Annotated in this window: 19 protein-coding genes; 12 read left to right on the plus strand and 7 right to left on the minus strand. The window is 57.2% G+C overall.

Annotation, left to right across the window (positions count from 1 at the left end; genetic code table 11):
* Positions 1-344 precede the first annotated feature (344 nt).
* The 7 genes from tgt to MTP38_RS06390 all read left to right on the plus strand — a co-directional run bounded on the left by tgt (position 345) and on the right by MTP38_RS06390 (position 6,533).
* The gene (tgt, locus tag MTP38_RS06360; RefSeq protein WP_249234620.1) at positions 345-1,490 is read left to right on the plus strand and encodes a tRNA guanosine(34) transglycosylase Tgt; all 1,146 of its coding nucleotides are present in this window, start codon (positions 345-347) and stop codon (positions 1,488-1,490) included.
* A 72-nt stretch (positions 1,491-1,562) separates the two neighbouring features.
* Entirely contained in the window at positions 1,563-1,871 is a 309-nt protein-coding gene (yajC, locus tag MTP38_RS06365; protein WP_227620856.1) for a preprotein translocase subunit YajC, read from the plus strand.
* Positions 1,872-1,938: 67 nt separating this feature from the next.
* Positions 1,939-2,325: a TIGR04086 family membrane protein gene (locus tag MTP38_RS06370; RefSeq protein WP_249234621.1), complete on the plus strand. Its 387-nt coding sequence runs from the start codon at positions 1,939-1,941 to the stop codon at positions 2,323-2,325.
* 132 nt (positions 2,326-2,457) lie between these two features.
* Positions 2,458-3,129, plus strand: a complete 672-nt coding sequence (locus MTP38_RS06375; protein WP_249234622.1) for a hypothetical protein — start codon at positions 2,458-2,460, stop codon at positions 3,127-3,129.
* 93 nt (positions 3,130-3,222) lie between these two features.
* The gene (radA, locus tag MTP38_RS06380; RefSeq protein WP_256466387.1) at positions 3,223-4,635 is read left to right on the plus strand and encodes a DNA repair protein RadA; all 1,413 of its coding nucleotides are present in this window, start codon (positions 3,223-3,225) and stop codon (positions 4,633-4,635) included.
* 18 nt (positions 4,636-4,653) lie between these two features.
* Entirely contained in the window at positions 4,654-5,847 is a 1,194-nt protein-coding gene (locus MTP38_RS06385) for a tyrosine-type recombinase/integrase (protein WP_249234623.1), read from the plus strand.
* Positions 5,844-6,533 carry a hypothetical protein gene (locus MTP38_RS06390; RefSeq protein WP_249234624.1) on the plus strand — a complete coding sequence of 230 codons (690 nt, stop codon included), beginning with the start codon at positions 5,844-5,846 and terminating at the stop codon, positions 6,531-6,533. Before MTP38_RS06385 ends, MTP38_RS06390 begins: the two co-directional genes overlap by 4 nt.
* A 333-nt stretch (positions 6,534-6,866) precedes the next feature.
* Here the strand turns inward: MTP38_RS06390 and MTP38_RS06395 are convergent, their stop codons facing one another.
* From MTP38_RS06395 to MTP38_RS06420, 6 genes are all read right to left on the minus strand, one after another.
* Positions 6,867-7,703, minus strand: a complete 837-nt coding sequence (locus tag MTP38_RS06395; protein WP_249234625.1) for an N-acetylmuramoyl-L-alanine amidase family protein — start codon at positions 7,701-7,703, stop codon at positions 6,867-6,869.
* Positions 7,704-7,707: 4 nt separating this feature from the next.
* Positions 7,708-10,119: an endonuclease MutS2 gene (locus tag MTP38_RS06400; RefSeq protein WP_249234626.1), complete on the minus strand. Its 2,412-nt coding sequence runs from the start codon at positions 10,117-10,119 to the stop codon at positions 7,708-7,710.
* Positions 10,120-10,154: 35 nt separating this feature from the next.
* Positions 10,155-10,901, minus strand: a complete 747-nt coding sequence (gene recO, locus MTP38_RS06405; RefSeq protein ID WP_227620848.1) for a DNA repair protein RecO — start codon at positions 10,899-10,901, stop codon at positions 10,155-10,157.
* Between the two features lie 199 nt (positions 10,902-11,100).
* On the minus strand, positions 11,101-12,033 hold the full coding sequence (era, locus tag MTP38_RS06410; RefSeq protein ID WP_249234627.1) for a GTPase Era: 933 nt from the start codon (positions 12,031-12,033) through the stop codon (positions 11,101-11,103).
* A 17-nt stretch (positions 12,034-12,050) separates the two neighbouring features.
* A complete protein-coding gene (gene ybeY / locus MTP38_RS06415) occupies positions 12,051-12,542 on the minus strand; it encodes an rRNA maturation RNase YbeY (RefSeq protein ID WP_015564134.1) in 492 nt (163 codons plus the stop codon).
* Between the two features lie 88 nt (positions 12,543-12,630).
* Entirely contained in the window at positions 12,631-13,593 is a 963-nt protein-coding gene (locus MTP38_RS06420) for a PhoH family protein (RefSeq protein WP_227620846.1), read from the minus strand.
* Between the two features lie 281 nt (positions 13,594-13,874).
* Between MTP38_RS06420 and MTP38_RS06425 the strand changes: the two genes are divergently transcribed.
* On the plus strand, positions 13,875-14,087 hold the full coding sequence (locus MTP38_RS06425) for a helix-turn-helix domain-containing protein (protein ID WP_227620845.1): 213 nt from the start codon (positions 13,875-13,877) through the stop codon (positions 14,085-14,087).
* A gap of 171 nt (positions 14,088-14,258) precedes the next feature.
* On the opposite strand, the gene queA is transcribed toward MTP38_RS06425, so the two are convergent.
* Positions 14,259-15,314, minus strand: coding sequence for a tRNA preQ1(34) S-adenosylmethionine ribosyltransferase-isomerase QueA (queA, locus tag MTP38_RS06430; protein ID WP_249234628.1), 1,056 nt, complete (start codon positions 15,312-15,314; stop codon positions 14,259-14,261).
* A gap of 154 nt (positions 15,315-15,468) precedes the next feature.
* Here queA and asd point away from each other — a divergent pair, with 154 nt between their 5' ends.
* The 4 genes from asd (at position 15,469) to MTP38_RS06450 (ending at position 19,667) form a co-directional block, all read left to right on the plus strand.
* Complete coding sequence (gene asd, locus MTP38_RS06435; RefSeq protein WP_249234629.1) at positions 15,469-16,551, plus strand: aspartate-semialdehyde dehydrogenase; 1,083 nt, start codon at positions 15,469-15,471, stop codon at positions 16,549-16,551.
* Between the two features lie 45 nt (positions 16,552-16,596).
* Positions 16,597-17,490: a 4-hydroxy-tetrahydrodipicolinate synthase gene (gene dapA, locus MTP38_RS06440; RefSeq protein ID WP_227620842.1), complete on the plus strand. Its 894-nt coding sequence runs from the start codon at positions 16,597-16,599 to the stop codon at positions 17,488-17,490.
* A gap of 76 nt (positions 17,491-17,566) precedes the next feature.
* A complete protein-coding gene (gene dapB, locus MTP38_RS06445; RefSeq protein WP_227620841.1) occupies positions 17,567-18,325 on the plus strand; it encodes a 4-hydroxy-tetrahydrodipicolinate reductase in 759 nt (252 codons plus the stop codon).
* A gap of 55 nt (positions 18,326-18,380) precedes the next feature.
* Positions 18,381-19,667 (plus strand): CapA family protein, encoded by a 1,287-nt coding sequence (locus MTP38_RS06450; protein WP_249234630.1) that lies wholly within the window; start codon positions 18,381-18,383, stop codon positions 19,665-19,667.
* The last annotated feature ends 36 nt before the right edge of the window (positions 19,668-19,703 follow it).

The following is a 19,703-nucleotide window of genomic DNA, read 5'->3' on the forward strand; positions in this document are numbered from 1 at the left end:
CCCATTTCCCGAGAAGTTTTTTGAAATGCAAATCAAAAAGGACCCAAAATTGGGAAGAGGCCAAGCTGCTTGTCAATGGAGCGCAGGACAACAAAACCTACGTCTTGACCGCAGATGACTTTGCCGGGGTGATCTTTACGCACGGGCACTGATTCCAGCCAAAAAGCAGTTGCATTATCGGTAAGCATCTGTTAAAATAGATACGCGGCGCTACACCGAATAAAAAGCCCCCACATGGGGCTTTTTTGCTGTATATAAACACTCTGACAATTTCTGAACACTGCCGCCTGACCACGCGGCACAGGATGCACGGCTGTTTTCCGTGCGCAGAAAGGAAAAACATTATGCCTTCTTTGACGACCTACAAGCTGCTCAAGCAGGAGCACAACGCCCGGCGGGGTGAGTTCAAGACTGTGCACGGCACGGTGCAGACGCCCGCATTCCAGAATGTTGCGACTGCTGGCGCGATCAAGGGCGGTCTGTCCGCTCACGACCTGAAGGACATCGGTGCACAGGTCATGCTTTGCAACACCTACCATCTGCATCTGCGTCCCGGCGACAAGCTGGTGGCTGAGATGGGCGGCCTCCACAAGTTCACCCGCTGGAACGGACCCATCCTCACCGACAGCGGTGGATTTCAGGTGTTCAGCCTCGCCAAGCTGCGCAAGATCACCGAGGAGGGTGTGACCTTCGCATCCCACCTTGATGGCCACCGCATCTTCATGGGGCCAGAGGAGAGCATGCAGATTCAAGCAAACCTCGGCTCTACCATCGCAATGGCTTTTGATGAGTGTGTGGAGAACCCTGCCCAGCACGACTACTCCAAGGCCAGCTGTGAGCGCACCACCCGCTGGCTCAAGCGCTGCAAGGCCGAGATGGCCCGCCTGAAGCATGAGGGCATCTCGGTCAACCCCGACCAGCTGCTCTTCGGCATCAATCAGGGCTGCACCTTCGCCGACCTGCGCGTGGAGCACATGAAGCAGATCGCTGACCTTGACCTCGATGGCTACGCCATTGGCGGCCTCGCAGTGGGTGAGCCTACCGATGTGATGTACGAAATGATCAGCGAAGTCGAGCCGTATATGCCCAAGGACAAGATCCGTTATCTGATGGGCGTGGGCACCCCCGGCAACATCATCGAGGCTGTCTCCCGGGGCGTGGACCTCTTTGACTGCGTCATGCCCAGCCGCAACGCCCGCCACGGCCACCTGAACACATGGGATGGCATCATCAACATCAAGAACGCCAAGTACGAGCGGGATGAGCGCCCCATCGACCCCGCCTGTGGATGTCCGGCCTGCCGCAACTACTCCCGTGCCTATATCCGCCACCTGTTCAAGGCAGAGGAGCTTCTGGGGATGCGTCTGGCTGTTATGCACAACCTCTGGTTCTACAATCATCTGATGGAGCGGATCCGCGATGAGCTGGATGCAGGCACCTTTACAGCCTTCCACGACCGCTATGTCAAGCTGCTCGACACACGAATTTGAGATTTGGCCTTGAAACGTGCCGGATAAGCGCGTATAATAAGATCATATGAATTTGAGAGGAGATTTTGCCCCATGCAATTTCTGACTACGACCGAAAGCTACATCAGCCTCTTCTTTACTCTGGCTCTGATGCTGGTGATGCTCTACTTCATGATCTATCGTCCCCAGAAGAAGCAGGAGAAGAAGGATGCAGCAATGCGCTCTTCTCTGGAGATCGGCGATCAGGTCACCACCATCGGCGGCATCATCGGCCGTGTGGTCGCCATCAAGGACGACACCTTCGTGCTGGAGACCGGTGCTGACCGCGTGAAGATCCGCTTCACGAAGAACGCTATCAGCTCCGTCGAGAAGCTGAACATGGACAACGCCCCCAAGAAATAATAATTTCCCGGATCCGTGCTTTAAACGCGCTTTCCTGCATACAGTAGGTGCAGGGAGGCGCGTTTTTATGTCTGATGCAAAGAATTTCCCGGCGGTGGGGCTGCTGGCGGTTTTCGGGCTGGGCAGTGCGGCAGCAGCCGGAGGTCTGGCGGGATCCGGCTGGCTGATGGTCCAACAAGGTCTGACGCAGGACGCGGCGGCACCGCTTGCCACTGCGGCAGTCTGCCTCGGCAGTTTTCTCAGCGGTCTGCTGATGGCGCTCTTGCAGAAAGGAAAAGGGCTTGTCTGGGGAGCGGCAGAGGGTGCACTTTTTGTGGGGCTGCTATTTCTTCTGGGCACACTGTACCAGAGTGAGTGGGGGACGATGCAGTTCGTCCGGGCAGGGCTTGTCCTGTTGATGGGCGTTCTGGGCGGTATTTTCGGAATGCTGCGTGCAGAGCACAGGCGGCGCTGAATGCTGGCTAAACGCTACAGCGGTCATACACGACGAGATCAGGAGGGTAAAGACACGATGTGGGTCTATCAGGAAACGAAAACGGAAGCGGATGCACTTGTGCCGCGATTGCCGGAGAGGGAGCCGCTCCCTATGAAAGAAGCAGAGCAGACCAGCCATACGCCGGAGCCGCCGCAAAAGGAGATACCCCGGCGGAAGCGCTTTCGAGCCAGCCGGGACTGCATCCTGCTGGCGGCGGCTTATCTCTTCGGCACGCTGATGGCAGGCATCCTGCAGGCGCTGTGTGATGCCGAAGAGATGGAGACGCTGGCCTATTACCTGAGCTGCTGGCGCAGTGCATTTGCGGCGTCCAGCACGCCGCAGGCCGTGGGGTTGTTTGGGACAGAACTGGCTGTCGTCCTTGGCGCAGCGGCGGTGTTCCTTCTGCTGGGGCTTTCTGCCGTAGGGCCTCTGCCCATCTTTTTATTTGCGATGCTATATGGGACAGGCTCAGGTCTGCTCTCGGCACAGCTTCTGACAGGCCTTGGCGGAAAGCAGCTCGTTTTATTCCTGCTTACTGCCAGCCTGCCGACGGCTCTGGCGGCTGGGGCACTCTGCCTCTTCGGTGCATCCGCCCTACAGGTCAGCAGCCGCATCCACGCCTTTTCCTTCGGGAGAGGCGGGAAGGGGGGCGGCATTCCCCATACCGCAGGGGCACAGCTTCTGGTAGGACAGTTTGCCTTGCTGACCGTCTGCCTCTGCCCGCTCTGCGGCGCAGCCACCGGGCTTGTGTGCCTCGCAAATCGTTTGATGCAGGCCGGATAAGCGGCTGGTTTTCTTGCGGCTCCGGGCCGGATGTGGTATGATAATACAAGTATATAAAAGTAATGCAAACAGCACGACATTGGAGAGTCCAGAATGAAAGAACCGAAACTGAAAACCGTATATGTCTGCTCCAATTGCGGAGAGACAAGCCCCCGCTGGATGGGCCGCTGTCCGAGCTGCGGCAGCTGGAATACCATGAACGAGGATGTGGTCGCTGAGGCACCCAAAGCCGGTCTTACCAGCGGCAAGGCGGCTGCCCCTGTCCGTCAGGAGGGCGTCACTTCGCTGACCGCAAAGCGACTGGCTGACATCAGCACCACCGAGGAGAAGAGCCGCATTCTGACTGGCATCTCCGAGCTTGACCGCGTGCTGGGCGGCGGCATCGTGCTGGGCGGCGTCGTGCTGCTGAGTGGTGAGCCGGGCGTGGGCAAATCCACCATGCTGCTGCAGCTCTGCGGTGCCATCTCCAACCAACACACCGTGCTGTATATCACGGGCGAAGAGTCTGTCCGCCAAGTCAAGCTGCGTGCGGCCCGGTTGAAGGTCCCGCAGGACAATATCTATCTGGCCGCCGAAAACGATGTAGACGAGATCTGTGGTCTTATCGAGAAGGAAAAGCCCGAGCTTGTGGTCATCGACTCCATCCAGACCATGCGGTGCATGGACATCTCCTCCTCTGCCGGCACGGTCAGTCAGGTAAAGGAGAGTGCAGCCCGTCTGCTAGCGGTCGCCAAAAAGCAGGAGATCCCGATGTTCATCGTGGGCCATGTCAACAAGGACGGTGCCATTGCCGGCCCGAAGGTCATGGAGCACATTGTGGATACGGTGCTTTACTTTGAGGGAGACAAGATGCTCCCATACCGCATCCTGCGGGCCGCGAAGAACCGCTATGGCTCGACGAATGAGCTGGGAATGTTCGATATGACGGGGCAGGGCCTTGAGGAGATCGAGAATCCGTCTCAGATGCTTCTGGAAGGCCGTCCGCTGGGGGTTTCCGGCAACTGTGTGGCCTGTACGATGGAGGGCAGCCGCCCCATCCTCAGCGAGATACAGGCCCTTGCGACCAAAACGAATTTCCCGGCTCCCCGGCGGGCCTGCAGCGGCTATGATTATAACCGCATGAACCTGCTCATCGCTGTGCTGGAAAAACGTGCAGGCTACTTCTTCGGCAATCTGGATGTATATATCAACATCGTCAGCGGCATCACGCTGCGGGACACTGCCTGCGACCTTGCGGTCTGCCTGAGTATGGTATCGTCGCTTCTGGACTGCCCGGTGAGTGATAAGCTCATCGCCATCGGCGAAGTTGGCCTTGGCGGTGAGGTACGCAGTGTGCCGAATCTGGAGCAGCGTCTGCGGGAGGCTGAGCGCATCGGCTTTGAGCGCGCCGTTGTACCCAAACACAGCCTGTCGCACCTCAATGCCGCCGACTATCCCGGCATGAAGCTGGTGGGAGCCGCCTATATCTCGGACGCCATCCGTGCCCTGAAATCCGATCGTCTGTAATGATAAGAAGAGGAAGCTATGTCGATCTATCTGGATGAGAAAAACCCCGAAAAACACAAACCCTTTGATGATGCCTCGCCGGACATCGTCGCGTATGTACGCTATCTGGAAGTCATCGCAGGAAAAAGCCCGAATACAGCCTTCAGCTACTATTGCGACCTGCGCAATTTCAGCCGCTTTATGAAGCGTCGGCGCGGCCTTGCAGCAGAGAACGCCGAGATCAAGGACATTGACCCCAAGGGCCTTGATACGGCATTCTGGGGCAGCGTGACCAAGGAAGACGTCTACGAATACCTGTATTTTCTGAACCGGGAATGCGGCAACAAAAAATCTTCGACGGCCCGGCGGCTGGCCAGTCTCCATGGCTTTTATGATTATCTGGTCAATCAGGTCGATCTGCTCAAAGAGAATCCCACAGCCTCCATCAAGCCGCCCAAGCAGGATAAAGTCCTGCCCAAATATCTGACCGCAGAACAGTCGATGGACTTACTGGAAAGCACCCAGACCCAGAGCGATTTTCCCGAGAGGGATTACTGTATGGTGGTGCTCTTTTTGAACTGTGGAATGCGTCTTTCGGAACTTGTGGGGATGGATCTCAGTGACATCGACATGGAACAGCGGCAGATTCGTCTGTTCGGTAAGGGCCACAAGGAGCGGATGGTCTATCTGAACGATGCCTGCATTGAGGCCTTGCAGATCTATCTGAACAAACGCAACACGATGGAAGGCCTGAACCCCAAGGAAAGAGCGGTCTTTATCACCCGGCGGCGCAAAGAGCGCATTTCCAACCGCAGGGTAGAGCAGCTGGTGACAGGAGCAATGAAAGCGGCGGGTCTGCGCGGTTTTTCGACGCATAAGCTCCGTCACACGGCTGCGACCTTGATGTATCAGACCGGCAATGTGGACATTCTGACCCTCAAGCAGCTTCTGGGCCACAGCAGTGTCGGTACGACCCAGATCTATACGCACCTGCAAGAATTTCAGGTGCGTGCGGCCATTGAGCAGAACCCGCTGGGCGAGGTCAAAAAGGCGCACTTGGATACAACATCAAAGGAGACAGGGGAGAGCAGAGGGGAATTTGCCGATCCTTCATCGGATGAGTCTGAAAATGATGAACCGGGCGGCCCGATGGAGGCCTTTGAGGGTGCCGCGCAGGAGGGCTTCCGGGTAGATGTGTCGAGCCTTGCGAATACGGAGAGTACCGACAAATGATGACATCTGAGCAGATACAGCAGCTTCGGCGCGACGAGGCTATGATGATGGCAGAATGGTCGGCGTCCTTTGTGCAGCCGTGCTGCTTTAACACCGACGGCATCGTAGACTATGAGCGCTGGGCGGCACTCCCGGACGGAAAGCATATCGTCGTGCTATTGAAGGAAACGAATGCTTTGAGAGGAAGCCTTGTGGAGTTCCTTTCTCATGGTGGAAGCGAAACTTACTACCGGACGTGGAATAACGTCGCACGCTGGGCAAATATGATTTTGAATAGCTCATATTGGGAATTTGTGCCAAAATCAGCTCTGGATGATATGGTGAGGAATATCGCTGTGATAAACCTCAAAAAGTGTTCCGGCAGCGCCCATGCAAGCGCAAAGGTGGTACGGCAGGCCGCCCGGCAGGATGCAAACAGGCTGAAACGTCAGATACAACTGTATGAACCGGATATTATTCTGACCGGCGGCTGGGGGCTGGTATCGAACATTCTGCACGATGAGATACTTGCGGATGACGCCGAGTGGGTCAAGCCCAATGGACAGACAGCGTTATGGTATTATACGAGCTGTTCAGTCCGTTCGGAAAAAGAAACGCTCGTTGTGAGTATGCCGCATCCAAATCGAGCGGCGAAGTGCTGGACATTAGAGCTGGAAAAGATTCTGCGAGAGACCGGACGATTATAAAGACTGCAAGAAACATATAAAATACTGCATTGCGGTTGCGTTAAATAACATAACTGTGCCAAATGCGAAAAAACGCTCCAGCCAGCCCAGAAGGCTCAGAAGCCGCTGGAAAGGCCCGAAATCCGGAAAAGAGGGCTTTTTCGCTCCCCTATGTTTCGTATAACCTGCATTATACGAAATTATATAAATTTCAAAAACAGAGGCCTCCTTCTCCTGCCTTCTTCTGATGACGCAGGTTTCGGAGGCCTCTGAGCCTTTTCTCTGATTTACTTTTCTGGAAATGATTCCCCTTTTGAATAGGCACGGTAATTCGGGCTGCTCAGAACATCCGACCTATGACTGCGGCGTATCCAACGGCTGTGTCCCGAAGTATGCACAGATGGCCTCATAGTAGATCCGCGCCACGGCTTTACAGCCGTCCTCACTGCCGAACCGTGCCACATCTTCTTCGCTGGTCACAAAGCACTGTTCTGCCAGAACGGCCGGACAGTTTACATCTTCCAGCAGCGTAAAGCTTCGCTCGCCTCTCACCTCGGTGTAGGTGCTCTCTACAAGCTGCTTTACCTCTCCCTGATAATAGATGTATCGGATGCCGCCGTGGCCGCGCAGCCTTGCGCCTGCGGCCCCCATCCCCTGTGACAGCTGCTGGGCAAAGTAGTAGCTTTCCTGATGCCATGTACGGCCCGGAACAGACGGATAACACTCAAAGCCCGACGCGGCAGAACCCTCCGGCGCTGAATTGCCGTGGATGGAGAGAAGCAGCTGCGGGCTTTGGGCGTTGATGGACTCTGCCCTCTCGCTGGGCTTTGCAGTAATGTCATAGCGTTCGCGGGAACGCAGAGGGATGTAATTGGGATCAGCCTCCAGCAGCGTAAGCAGTGCCTCAGACGTCTGAGCCGTCATCTCTTTTTCTTCAACGACTCCCCTTGCGCCCGGGTCACTTCCGCCATGCCCGGCGTCGATACAGACCCGATAAGGCGGGTCACCAACGACAGGCCGAAAAGACTCCCCTGTCTCATTCCTGTCCGCACCAGACAGCGCAGCATTCCAGAGCAGAAACGCTGCACCAAAGCAGACGACACACACCAGAAGGCTGATGACCGTCGCGGCAGATGGGCCGCGCTGTTTCCTTCTACGGGTGTGTTTTGGATTTGAACGTCCGGCTGCCATTGCTTTACTTCAGCTCAACGACGGTGACGCCGCTTTCACCCTCGCCATAACGGCCCAGACGGAAGCTCTTGACCATCCGGTTGCCCCTCAGATGCTTGTGGATGGCGGTGCGCAGTGCGCCGGTGCCGTTGCCGTGGATGAGATACACCACAGTCTGTCCGTTCAGGATAGCGCGGTCGATGAAGGAATCCACCTCCGGCAGAGCCTCGTCCACCGTGAGACCCAGCAGGTTGCACTCCATTTTTGCGGTGCGCTGTACCCTCTCTACCCTGCCGTTGGGACGATTGACATCGCCGGTCAGGCGGGAGTAGCGCTGCTGGGCCTTGGTCTGAGGCTTCGCCTCCTTGACCAGCTTTTCCGGCTGCTTGAGGCCCTTGAGCGGCACTTTGGTCTTGATGATGCCGGCACGCACCAGCACATCACCGTTTTTATCCGGCAGCGAGAGCACCGTAGCCAGCTGATTCAGCTCTGCAATGCAGACCTCCTGCCCTACTTTGACCTCCTTCAGCGGCACGAACTCCTTGACGGGGTTATGCACCACCTCCGTGCCCATAAAGAGCTTCTCGGACTCTTTCTTGGCGATTTCGCGGGCACGCTGTGCCTTCTGCTGGGTGTTCATCCGCTCGTCTTTCTGGAGCTGGCGCAGCTCATCGGTCAAAGCGTAGGCTTTGCTCTCCACCTCCTGCGCCAGTGCACGGGCCTTGGCACGGGCAGCTTCCAGCTCGTTTTCACCCTGCTGGATCAGTTCGTCGCGCTTCTGACGGGCAGCATCCAGCTGATGTGCAGCCTCATTCTTCAGGCCCTCGACCTCGTCCTGACTGGCCTTGAGCTGCAGCTTCAAATCGTCCAGCTGGCCCAGAACGGCGTCCAGACGCTTGTCTTCTGCCGAAAGATGCTGCTGGGCCGCCTCAATGACCCGCTCCGGGATGCCAAGCTTTTCGCTGATGAGGAAGGCGTTGGATTTGCCCGGCACGCCCACGCTGAGCTTGTAGGTCGGGCGCAGCGTCTCCAAATCAAACTCGCAGCTGGCGTTGACGACTCCCTTTGTCTCGAGAGCGAACACCTTCAGCTCTGCGTAGTGAGTGGTCGCCATCAGAAGCACGCCGCGGCGGCGCAGTTCTTCGATGATCGCAACCGCCAGCGCTGCGCCCTCCGCCGGGTCGGTACCTGCACCCAGCTCGTCCAGAAGCACCAGCGTGCGGGGCATGGCAAGCTCGAGGATGCCGGTGATCTTCTTCATATGACCAGAGAAGGTAGACAGACTCTGCTCGATGCTCTGCTCATCGCCGATGTCCACAAGAAATTCATCAAAGACGCAGATCTCACTGCGCTCATCCGCCGGGATGAGGAAGCCGCACTGCGCCATTGCACAAAGCAGACCAGCCGTTTTCAGTGTGACAGTCTTGCCGCCGGTGTTGGGGCCGGTAATGATGAGCGAATCGTAGTCCCTGCCCAGTGAAATATCGACAGGCACACATTTTTTTGCATCGATGAGCGGATGTCTCGCCCGAATGAGGGAAAAAGAGGTGTCTGTACGGACAGTGGGCTTGAACGCCTTCATGTCCAGCGCAAGGCGGGCCTTTGCCAGCAGGACGTCGATCTCCAGCATTGCCTTGTAGCTATACTGGAACTGCGGCTCGATGGCTGCGACCTGACCGGTGAATGCCACAAGGATGCGCTCGATCTCCTGCGCTTCCTGTGCGCGGTACTGCAGGATGCGCGCATTCGCCTCCACGACGGCCTGCGGCTCAACGAAAACGGTCGCGCCAGTGGACGAGACATCGTGGATGATGCCGCTTACTTCACCGCGATACTCGCTCTTGACGGGCACGACATAACGGCCATTCCGGATGGAGACGACGCTTTCCTGCAGATGCTTGGAGGTGTCCATGTTGCGGACCATGCTTTCCAGACGGTCGCGGATGCTGTTTTCCGTTGCACGGATCTTCTTGCGCAGGTCGTTCAGGGTATGCGAGGCCGTATCTGCCATTGCATCCGGCGCAAGGATGGCGCTCGAGATCTGCTGTTCCAAGCCGGGCTGAGGGGCCAGCGCGTAGAACAGATCATCGGTCGGCAGGGCGTCGTGCTCCGAGGAACCATACCAGCTGACGAGGTTCTGGAAGTTGCGGAGTGCGCCTGCGACCATCAGAAGCTCGCCCATCGAGAGGACGCCACCCTTGACTGCGCGGGCTGCCAGCTGACTGACGCCCTCTACCCCGCCGAAACGGGGCGAACCATTCTTGATGAGCAGCGAGTTGATGGCGTCGGTCTGTTCCAACGCATACCGCACTTCATCGGGGTCGCACTGAGGCTCGAGCGCAAGGAGCTTTTCGCGCGACTCCTTGCACACGCACCCTTCCGCTGCCCGGGCAATGATCTTGTCCAGCTCCAGCGTTTTCAAATAACTTGTTTCCATAGTAATTCCCTATACTAAATCGATTTTTTGATTTTTCACGACAGAACAGATCTCAGGAAGTCGTAGCTCTTCAACGGCTTGTCCAGATGCGTCAGAGCATACTGTTCTGATACGGCCGCAAGCTTTGCCAGACTGCCCACAGAGATGCGAAAGCCGAATATCTTCTTATCCTCGACCAGACAGATATGCCGCAGCGCAAACAGCGCCCCAGCATCCAGATTGCACTTCTTCCCTGCCTTCTGAGCACAGGCCTCGCAGAGCAGGCAGCCTTCCGCCGGGTCGAGGTAAAAGGCCGGGCCGTCGTAGGTGCCGCAGTCGCGGCAGTAGACCAGCTGAGGCAGAAATCCGCACTCGCTCATGGTGCGCAGCTCGAATACCGCTTTGATGACCTTGAGGTCTGTTTTTTTCTCGCTTATCATGTAAAAGCAGTTGAGGAGAAGACGCAGTTCCTTTTCTGCCTCCTCTCCGGTCGGCGAAAGGGCCGAGGCCATCTCTGCCATATACATGGCAAGGCTCATCCCCTCGATGGAGGACGAGATGCCGTGAAAGACATTTTTGACGTCTGCCTCCCGTACCGTATACATATTCCGTCCGGGAACAAGCACGAACTCTGAGTAACAAAAAAGCCCGCAGGCGCTGAACAGTTTACTTTTCAGCCGCAGGCTGCTCTGCGCCGAGGCTGAGATGATGCCCAGCCTCGGTGTCAAGAGCGTGATGATCCGGTCTGATTCTTTATACCGAGTCTCCTTCAGGACAAGGCCCGGCGTCACAATGGTATCCATCTGTTTTTTCTCCTGCCGGGGCGGTGGGCCGCTGTTGGGCAAGCTGCCGCCTGTAGTCCAGATAACACAGAATATCACCGGTGCAGGCAAAAGCCTGCCAGCTGAGTTCCACCTTCATCGGACAACGCTCCTTCCATACGGTATAGTGTCACCTCTATGGTACTGCGCTATCCCCGGGAAATCTGTCCTGTTATGGAACTCAGCGGTTGGGCTGCTGCTTGAAGCCAAAGTTGTTGAGCATGAATTCGTTATCACGCCAGTCTGCCTTGACCTTTACCCAGCACTGCAGATTGACACGGCAGCCGAGGAACTCTTCGCAGTCGGTGCGGGCTGCGCTGGCGATCTTTTTCAGCATCGCGCCGCCCTTTCCGATGACCATTCCCTTGTGGCTCTCCCGCTCGCAGTAAATGTTCACGTCGATGTCCACAAGGTCTGTACCGGGGCGCTCTTTGAAGCGCTCGACCACGACCGCGATGCCGTGCGGGATCTCGTCCCTCATATAAAGCAGTGCCTTTTCCCGGATAACTTCCGCCACAAGCTCCTTTTCGGGCATATCGGTGTAAGCGTCATCGTCAAAATAGTGAGGGCCTTCCACTGCATAGCGGCTCAGAGCATCGAATAATTCTTCGCAGCGGTCGTTATCGCGGACGCTGACCGTATAGACGTCGTCGAACACGCCCAGCGCTTTCAGCTCCGCCTTGCGGGCCTCAAGGTCCGCCGGGTCTTTGACGAGGTCGGTCTTGTTGATGACCGCGATCGCCGGACCGCCTTTTTTCAGGGCCTCGATCAGAACCATCTCTGACTCGTTCAGGGCACCATAAGGCTCGAACAGCATCATGGACACATCAACATCAGCGATGGAGTCGCTGGCTGTCTTATCCATCCGCTTACCAAGTTTGTTATGAGGCTTGTGCACACCGGGAGTGTCCAGCAGAACGTACTGCAGCGGCCCACGAGTGATGACACCGGTGATGCGGGTGCGGGTGGTCTGAGGCTTCGAGGTGACGATGGCCACCTTTTCCCCCACCAGCAGGTTCGTCAGGCTGGATTTGCCCACGTTCGGGCGGCCAATGACCGCCACGAACACAGAGGATGTATCATAATGGCTCTGGATCGGTGTTTCGTTTTTCAAAATAGAACTCCTGTCTTTTATTCCGTGTAGCTCACCGTGCGGGGCAGGCCCAGCTGCGTGAGGACGGCTTCTTCCTTCTCGCGCATCCGCATGGCTTCCAGACCGCCGTTCTCGTGGTCATAGCCCAGCAGATGGAGCATCGAGTGAACCGTCAGGAACGCGACCTCTCTCTGCAGCGGATGACCGTAGAGCGTTGCCTGCTCCTGTGCGCGCTCCATGCTGATGACGATGTCGCCCAGCATCTTACAGCCGTTGTTCTCGTCTACATCATAGACGCCATTCTCACCCAGCGGGAAGCTCAGCACATCGGTGGGCATTGGCTTGTTGCGGTACTGATTGTTCAGCTCGGCAATGGCAGCGTTATCCACGAAGGTCACGCTGATCTCTGCCGGGTCATCAAAGTGCTCGTATTCCAGCACGGCGTTGCAGGCGCGGCGGATGAGGATGCGAAGGCCCGAGGGAACCTTGATGGCTTTCTGGGAATTGGTGATCAAAACTTTATTGGACATAAATCGTCCGCTCCTTTCGTTTTACATTCTATTCCATGGATGCTCCGGCTTTTTGCGTATCGTTCCGTGCCGCCGGTTTTTTATTGGCTCAGTGTTTGGAAGGGTGCGCTGCTGCCTCGTAGGCCTTGATGATCTCCTGCACCAGACGGTGACGCACCACGTCTTTTTCGGTAAAGTAGCACTGTGCGATGCCGTTCACACCCTTGAGCACCTGCAATGCGTCCACAAGGCCGCTGCGGGTGCGGTCGGGCAGGTCGATCTGGGTGACATCGCCGGTGACGACGACCTTGGAGCCGACGCCCATACGGGTCAGGAACATCTTCATCTGTTCCGGGGTGGTATTCTGAGCTTCGTCCAGAATGATGAAGGAATCATCCAGTGTCCGGCCGCGCATATAGGCCAGCGGAGCCACTTCGATGATCTGCTTTTCTACCAAACGCTCGTAGGTCTCCGCACCCAGCATATCGAACAAGCCATCATACAGAGGCCTCAGATAGGGGTCTACTTTCTGCTGTAGGTCTCCCGGCAGAAAGCCCAGCTTCTCGCCTGCCTCTACCGCCGGGCGGGTCAGCACGATGCGGGAGACGTCCTTTGCCTTAAAAGCCTTGACTGCCATTGCAACGGCAAGATAGGTCTTGCCGGTACCCGCCGGGCCGACGCCGAATGTGATGGCGTTGTTTCGGATGGCGTTGAGATATTCCTTCTGGCCCAGCGTCTTGGGACGGATGGGGCGGCCCTTGACCGTCACAGTCACAAAGTCCTCGGTCAGCTCCCGGACGCGCTTTTCTTCGCCGTCGTGTGCAAGGCTCAGGCAATAGCGCACCGTCTGATCTTCCAGAGGCGTGTGATTCTCAATAAGGAGAAGCATCCCCTCCACCGCGCGGGCAGCGGCGGCGACATTTGCCGGTTCGCCCGAGATGCGTAGCATCGTGCCGCGGCATACCGCTGTTACCGAGAACTCCTTCTCCAGCATTCGGATGTTTCGGTCACAGTTCCCGAATACGGCGGCTGCGATCTCCACACTGTCTAATTCAATGCTCTTTTCTGCCATGCGGCTCCTCCTGAAAGTTACTTGGATTCTGCCTCTATTGTACCACCAAAATAGCGTGAAGAAAACTATGAAAATTGCACAAAATTTTTCAACCGTCTCTGGCGGTTTGGCAGAGCGCCCAGCCGCCGTCGGCTGGACAGGACCAAAAGGCGTTTTATAAGGACGTTTTCAGAAATTTCGTGGTCATCGCAACGGGTGCACGGAAACTTCTTGTTATTTATACTCAAAAATGATATAAATTTGTTAGTAGGCTTTTAAAATTCTTGGTCGAGGTGAATGATATGTCTCGTGAACCCACACGCGCAGCGATCCTTATCCGTGAATCCCGAAAGCGTGCGGGACTTACACAGCAGGCACTTGCAGAAAAGCTTGGCATTACCACCAGTGCAGTCTGCAATTATGAAAGCGGTGCAAGTTTCCCCAAAGCAGAGATGGTCTTCGGTCTTTGTGATATTCTTGACCTTACGCCCCGCGACTTGTTCGAGTGTGAATAAGTTCTTCCTGACCCGGCAGCTTCTTGATAAGCGTTCGGCTTCAAACTTTTGCATAAAAGACGGGCTTACCACCTCAATTTTGCTCAAAAACGGAATAGAGCTGCGATTTTCGTACAAAACATTTGAATAAGAAAAAAGTCCAGAAACCCGCATGGATTCTGGACTTTTTCATCACTTTTTATCTTCCGGGTCGTTCCCGCCTCGTATAAACATCGCATCGCCAAAAGAAAAGAATCTGTAACGCTCCTGAACAGCCACTTTATATGCGGCCATCGTCTTTTCGTAGCCATAGAGGGCCGACACGAGCATGATGAGGGTGCTTTCGGGCAGATGGAAGTTGGTGATGAGACCGTCGATGCAGTTGAATTTAACACCGGGATAGAGGAAGATGTCGGTGTTGCCGCTGCAAGCTCGGATCTCACCATACTTTGCGGCGACAGCTTCCAGCGTGCGGCAGCTGGTGGTGCCCACGGCGATGACCTGGTGGCCCGCAGCTTTGGTGTCATGGATGAGCTTTGCCGTTTCCTCGCTGACGGAGTACCACTCGCTGTGCATCTTGTGGTCGGCGATCTCGTCTTCCTGCACGGGGCGGAAGGTGCCCAAACCGACGTGCAGCGTCACCTCTGTGATGTTGACGCCCTTGGCGCGGATGGTGTCCATCAACTCCGGTGTGAAGTGGAGGCCCGCCGTGGGGGCGGCAGCACTGCCAAGTTCTTTGGCATAGACGGTCTGGTACTGGCTCTGGTCTTCCAGCTGCTTGGTGATATAGGGCGGCAGCGGCATCTTGCCGAACTCGTCCAGCTTTTCGTAGAGCGTTTCGGTGTCATAATAGAAGGTGACAAACTTATTGCCGTCCTCCAGCGTCTCGTCCACGATGGCCGTCAGGCTGCCGTCGCCGAAGCTGACCTTGGTGCCGGGCTGCATCCGCTTGCCGGGCTTTGCAAGGCACTCCCACTGGTCGCCCTTCACCTGACGCAGGAGCAGCAGCTCACAGACCGCGCCGGTGGGCTGCTTGACGCCCACGATACGGGCCGGCAGGACTTTGGAGTTGTTGACCACCAGCAGGTCGCCCGGCTCAAGATATTCGGGCAGATCGCGGAAGATGTGGTGCTGGATGCTATCATCCTTCTGGTTCAAAACCATCAGCCGGGCCGCGTCGCGGGGGCACGCAGGCTCCTGTGCGATCAGCTCTTTGGGTAAATCATACCAAAAATCTCTTTTTAACATACTTAGCATTTGCCTTTCCGATGATTGACACGAATGCCGTATCAATGTTATCATAAAATCTGTATAGACGGTATCTATTATATTGCATAGACGTCTGCTTTGCAAGCGGGGTCTTATGTGAATTTGCTTTTTTTTGAAAGGAAAGGTGCTGGAAATGGATAAACAGTATAAAGTGGGTGTTGTCGGTGCGACCGGTATGGTGGGCCAGCGTTTCGTTACTCTGCTCGAAAATCACCCCTGGTTCAAGCTGACGACTCTGGCAGCTTCCGGCCGGAGCGCCGGGAAGACCTATGAGGAAGCCGTCGGCTCCCGCTGGGCTATGACCACTCCGATGCCGGAGAGCGTCAAGAAGATGGTCGTGCTGGATGCCTCCAAGGTGGAGGAGGTCGCCTCTCAGGTGGACTTCATCTTCTGTGCCGTCAATATGCCCAAGGCCGAGATCAAGGCTCTGGAGGAGGCTTACGCTAAGGCAGAATGCCCCGTCGTCTCCAACAACAGCGCCAACCGCTTCACCCCGGACGTCCCGATGGTCGTGCCGGAGATCAACGCCGACCACATCGAGATCATCCCCTCTCAGCGCAAGCGTCTGGGCACCAAGCGCGGCTTTATCGCGGTCAAGTCCAACTGCAGCCTGCAGAGCTATGTCCCCGCCCTGCACCCCCTGATGAAGGATTTCGGTGTCAGCAAGGCGCTTGTCTGCACCTATCAGGCTATCTCCGGCGCAGGCAAGACCTTTGACCGGATGCCCGAGATCATTGACAACGTCATCCCCTACATCGGCGGCGAGGAAGAGAAGAGCGAGCGCGAGCCGCTCAAGCTGTGGGGACACATCGAGGGCGACCAGATCGTCAACGCTGAAAAGCCGGTCATCACCGCTCAGTGCTTCCGTGTGCCGGTCTCCGACGGCCACACCGCCGCTGTCTTCGTGAGCTTCGAGAAGAAGCCCAGCAAGGAAGAAATCCTCAAGGCATGGGCGGAGTTCCGCGGTCCCGCACAGGAGCTGGAGCTGCCCAGCGCACCCAAACAGTTCCTCCACTACTTTGAGGAGAACGACCGTCCCCAGCCCAAGCTGGACCGCAACACTGAGCACGGCATGGCGGTCTGCATCGGTTGTCTGCGGGAAGATACCCTGTTTGACTACAAGTTTGCCTGCATGAGCCACAACACCCTGCGCGGTGCGGCAGGCGGAGCTGTGATGCTGGCCGAGCTGCTGGCAGCCAAGGGCTATTTCGATTGATCTGCGCGTTTTTGAGAACCAACGCGCTGCAAAGGAGTTTTTGCTATGAAGAATCCTGTTTTTACCGGTGCAGGTGTTGCCATCATCACCCCGATGTACGAGGACGGCAGTATCAATTTTGACGAGCTGGGCCGCATCGTTGAGGATCAGATCGCCCGCGGCACCGACGCCATCGTCATCTGCGGCACCACCGGTGAATGCTCTACCATGACCGACGAAGAGCAGCTGGCCGCCATCAAGTACACCGTGGATCTCGTAAACCACCGTGTGCCGGTCATCGCCGGTGCCGGTTCTAACGATACCGACCACGGCTGTGCTCTGGCCGCAAAGTCTGCTGCCTGCGGTGCAGACGCCCTGCTGCTGGTGACTCCCTACTACAATAAGACCTCTCAGGCTGGTCTTGTGGCCCACTTTACCGCAATGGCTGAGGCCGGCGGTATCCCGGTCATCCTGTACAATGTGCCCTCCCGCACCGGCCTGAACATCGCCCCCGAGACGGCCAAGGAGCTGAGCAAGCACCCCCTCATCAACGGCATCAAGGAGGCCTCCGGCAACATCGGTCAGGTGGCGAAGATCGCAGCCCTCTGCGGCGACGAACTGAACATCTACTCCGGCAACGACGATCAGGTGGTGCCTCTGCTGTCTCTGGGCGGTAAGGGCGTCATCAGCGTCGTCTCCAACGTCAAGCCGGAGCTGGTGCACAACTGCTGCAAGGCATGGTTCGACGGCGACACGGCAAAAGCCCGCGCACTGCAGCTGGAGATGCTGCCGCTGTGCGACGCTCTCTTCTGTGAGGTCAATCCCATCCCGGTCAAGTATGCCATGAACGTGCTGGGCTGGGAGGCCGGTGAGTGCCGCCTGCCCCTCGTGGAGCCGAGCGACGCTCACAAGGAGCAGATCGAGCAGGCCTTGCAGGCTGCGGGAGTCATCAAGGAATAAACGATTTTATGTGCAAAATGCCCGGCGCAGTGTGTCCCGGGCATTTTGCCGTATGAGAAAAAAGAGGATATTGACAATGACCGATATTATCATTCAGGGCATCGGCGGCCGGATGGGCCATGTGCTGTGCGAGATGATCGCCCAGCGGGAGGATTGCCGCGTCGTGGCCGGTATCGACATGAAGGACGGCGAGCTGAACGGCATCCCTGTATACGACAGTCTGGACAAGCTGGACGGCAAAGGTGATGTCGTCATCGACTTCAGCGCCCCGGCGGCAGTCGAGAAGGCACTGCCCTACTGCGAGGCTCACAAGCTGCCCATCGTGGTCTGCACCACCGGGTTGTCCGAGGAGCTGCAGCTGAAGATCGTCCAGCTCTCCCGCAGCATCCCGGTGTTCAAGAGTGCCAATATGTCCATGGGCATCAACGTCCTGTCCGAGCTGTGCAAGCGCGCTTCGGCCATTCTGGGTGCAAACTATGACATCGAGATCGTCGAGCAGCACCATCACAACAAGCTGGACGCTCCCAGCGGTACGGCTCTGATGCTGGCCGACGCCATCAATGAGGAGAACAACGGCGCTTACCACTACGTCTATGACCGTTCTGCCGTCCGTCAGAAGCGCGACCCCAAGGAGATCGGCATCAGCGCCGTGCGCGGCGGCAGCATCGTGGGTGACCACGAGGTGCTGTTCTGCGGCCCGGACGAGGTCATCACCCTCCGCCACACGGCATACTCCCGCAATATTTTTGCAAATGGCGCGATAAATGCTGCCGTTTACCTTGCAAAAAAGGAGCCGGGCCTGTACAATATGAGTAACATGATCGCAGAGATGTAAGCTGTTCTGCGCATGGCATCATAAGGCACGGTATCGTGCGTCAGGAGACGAGCCTATGGCCAAGCACGCAAAGCACGCAGCCCCTCCCCGCCGTCGGCGTTCCGCCCAAAAGCACACCTTGCATAAGGGCGTCACCCTGTACACACTGGGGGTCCTGCTGGTGGCCGTATCGGCGCTGCTCTCTCTGCGCCTCTGGCCCCGCCGCATCGTGGATGCAGTTCCTCCGGCAACGGAGGTGGAGTCCCCTGCTGTTTCGGAGGAGCTTGTTGTGCCTGAGCCGCAGCCTGTCGTCACGACATTGTGCTTCTCGGCTACAGGAGACAACCTCATCCATGCGCCCATCTATTCGCAGGCCGCCCGGCGGGCTGCAGAGGGCGAAGGATACAGCTTCGATTACTGCTACGCGAATCTGCTTGATTTCTATGCACAGCAGGACATCAACTGGATCAATCAGGAGACGCTCTGCAGCAAAGAGCTTGCGCCCTCTACCTACCCCTGCTTCTCGACTCCCGGCGAGTGCGCCGAAGCGCTTTACCGGGCAGGCTTCCGGGTGTTCAGCCTCTCGAACAATCACACCTACGACAAGGGGGCTGCGGGCATTGCCGCCACCCTCCGGTTCTGGGAGACGATGCCCGAAGATGTGATCACCACCGGCCTGTGGAAGGGCGAGGCGGACTATGGCCGCATCCCCATCCAGACCGTGGACGGCGTAAAGATCGCGTACCTCTCCTACACCGAGCACACCAACGGCATCCCCCGGAACAGCAAGATGACCGCAAACATCATCTACACCAGCCAGCAGGATGTCATGGAGCAGCAGGTGCGGGCGGCCCGGCAGGAGGCCGATTTTGTGGTGGTCGGCGTACACTGGGGCGTCGAGGACAGCCACAACATCACGCAGGCACAGCGCACCTTAGCTCAGTCTCTGGCCGACTGGGGCGCGGATGTGATCATCGGCACCCACCCGCACGTTCTGCAGGACGCCGAATGGCGCACCGCAGCCGATGGGCGGAACGTCTTTGTGGCCTATTCGCTGGGAAATTTCCTGAGCACCCAGAGCAAGCCCGACCAGCTCATCGGCGCGGTCCTGACGCTGGGTCTGGAGCAGACCGTCGAGCCGGACGGCAGCGTCCGCTGCGCGGTGCGCGGCCCGAAGCTCCATGTGACAGTGACCCACTATGACGCCGGAAAGTCCAACGTCCGCACCTATCTGTTCCGGGATTATACGCCGGAGCTTGCAAAGGCCCATGGCGTCCGCGCTGCCTACCCAAACTTCGGATACGATTACATCCGCCAGACGGCACAGACCTACATCAACAGCGAATTTTTGGAGCTTGCATAAAGTTTGAATCAGAACGCCCGATGGGCAGAATGGAGT

Origin of the sequence: Faecalibacterium sp. I3-3-89 (genome assembly GCF_023347275.1) — a bacterium.
Taxonomy (GTDB): domain Bacteria; phylum Bacillota; class Clostridia; order Oscillospirales; family Ruminococcaceae; genus Faecalibacterium; species Faecalibacterium butyricigenerans.

Excerpts from the sequence above, each read along its gene's own strand:
- MTP38_RS06385 (WP_249234623.1), top strand. The coding sequence starts at position 4,654 with ATGTCGATCTATCTGGATGAGAAAAACCCCGAAAAACACAAACCCTTT.
- asd (WP_249234629.1), top strand. The coding sequence starts at position 15,469 with ATGGATAAACAGTATAAAGTGGGTGTTGTCGGTGCGACCGGTATGGTG.
- MTP38_RS06400 (WP_249234626.1), bottom strand. The coding sequence starts at position 10,119 with ATGGAAACAAGTTATTTGAAAACGCTGGAGCTGGACAAGATCATTGCC.
- MTP38_RS06450 (WP_249234630.1), top strand. The coding sequence starts at position 18,381 with ATGGCCAAGCACGCAAAGCACGCAGCCCCTCCCCGCCGTCGGCGTTCC.
- yajC (WP_227620856.1), top strand. The coding sequence starts at position 1,563 with ATGCAATTTCTGACTACGACCGAAAGCTACATCAGCCTCTTCTTTACT.
- radA (WP_256466387.1), top strand. The coding sequence starts at position 3,223 with ATGAAAGAACCGAAACTGAAAACCGTATATGTCTGCTCCAATTGCGGA.
- MTP38_RS06375 (WP_249234622.1), top strand. The coding sequence starts at position 2,458 with ATGAAAGAAGCAGAGCAGACCAGCCATACGCCGGAGCCGCCGCAAAAG.
- MTP38_RS06420 (WP_227620846.1), bottom strand. The coding sequence starts at position 13,593 with ATGGCAGAAAAGAGCATTGAATTAGACAGTGTGGAGATCGCAGCCGCC.
- MTP38_RS06425 (WP_227620845.1), top strand. The coding sequence starts at position 13,875 with ATGTCTCGTGAACCCACACGCGCAGCGATCCTTATCCGTGAATCCCGA.
- dapA (WP_227620842.1), top strand. The coding sequence starts at position 16,597 with ATGAAGAATCCTGTTTTTACCGGTGCAGGTGTTGCCATCATCACCCCG.
- ybeY (WP_015564134.1), bottom strand. The coding sequence starts at position 12,542 with ATGTCCAATAAAGTTTTGATCACCAATTCCCAGAAAGCCATCAAGGTT.
- recO (WP_227620848.1), bottom strand. The coding sequence starts at position 10,901 with ATGGATACCATTGTGACGCCGGGCCTTGTCCTGAAGGAGACTCGGTAT.
- dapB (WP_227620841.1), top strand. The coding sequence starts at position 17,567 with ATGACCGATATTATCATTCAGGGCATCGGCGGCCGGATGGGCCATGTG.
- MTP38_RS06390 (WP_249234624.1), top strand. The coding sequence starts at position 5,844 with ATGATGACATCTGAGCAGATACAGCAGCTTCGGCGCGACGAGGCTATG.
- MTP38_RS06395 (WP_249234625.1), bottom strand. The coding sequence starts at position 7,703 with ATGGCAGCCGGACGTTCAAATCCAAAACACACCCGTAGAAGGAAACAG.
- tgt (WP_249234620.1), top strand. The coding sequence starts at position 345 with ATGCCTTCTTTGACGACCTACAAGCTGCTCAAGCAGGAGCACAACGCC.
- MTP38_RS06370 (WP_249234621.1), top strand. The coding sequence starts at position 1,939 with ATGTCTGATGCAAAGAATTTCCCGGCGGTGGGGCTGCTGGCGGTTTTC.
- queA (WP_249234628.1), bottom strand. The coding sequence starts at position 15,314 with ATGTTAAAAAGAGATTTTTGGTATGATTTACCCAAAGAGCTGATCGCA.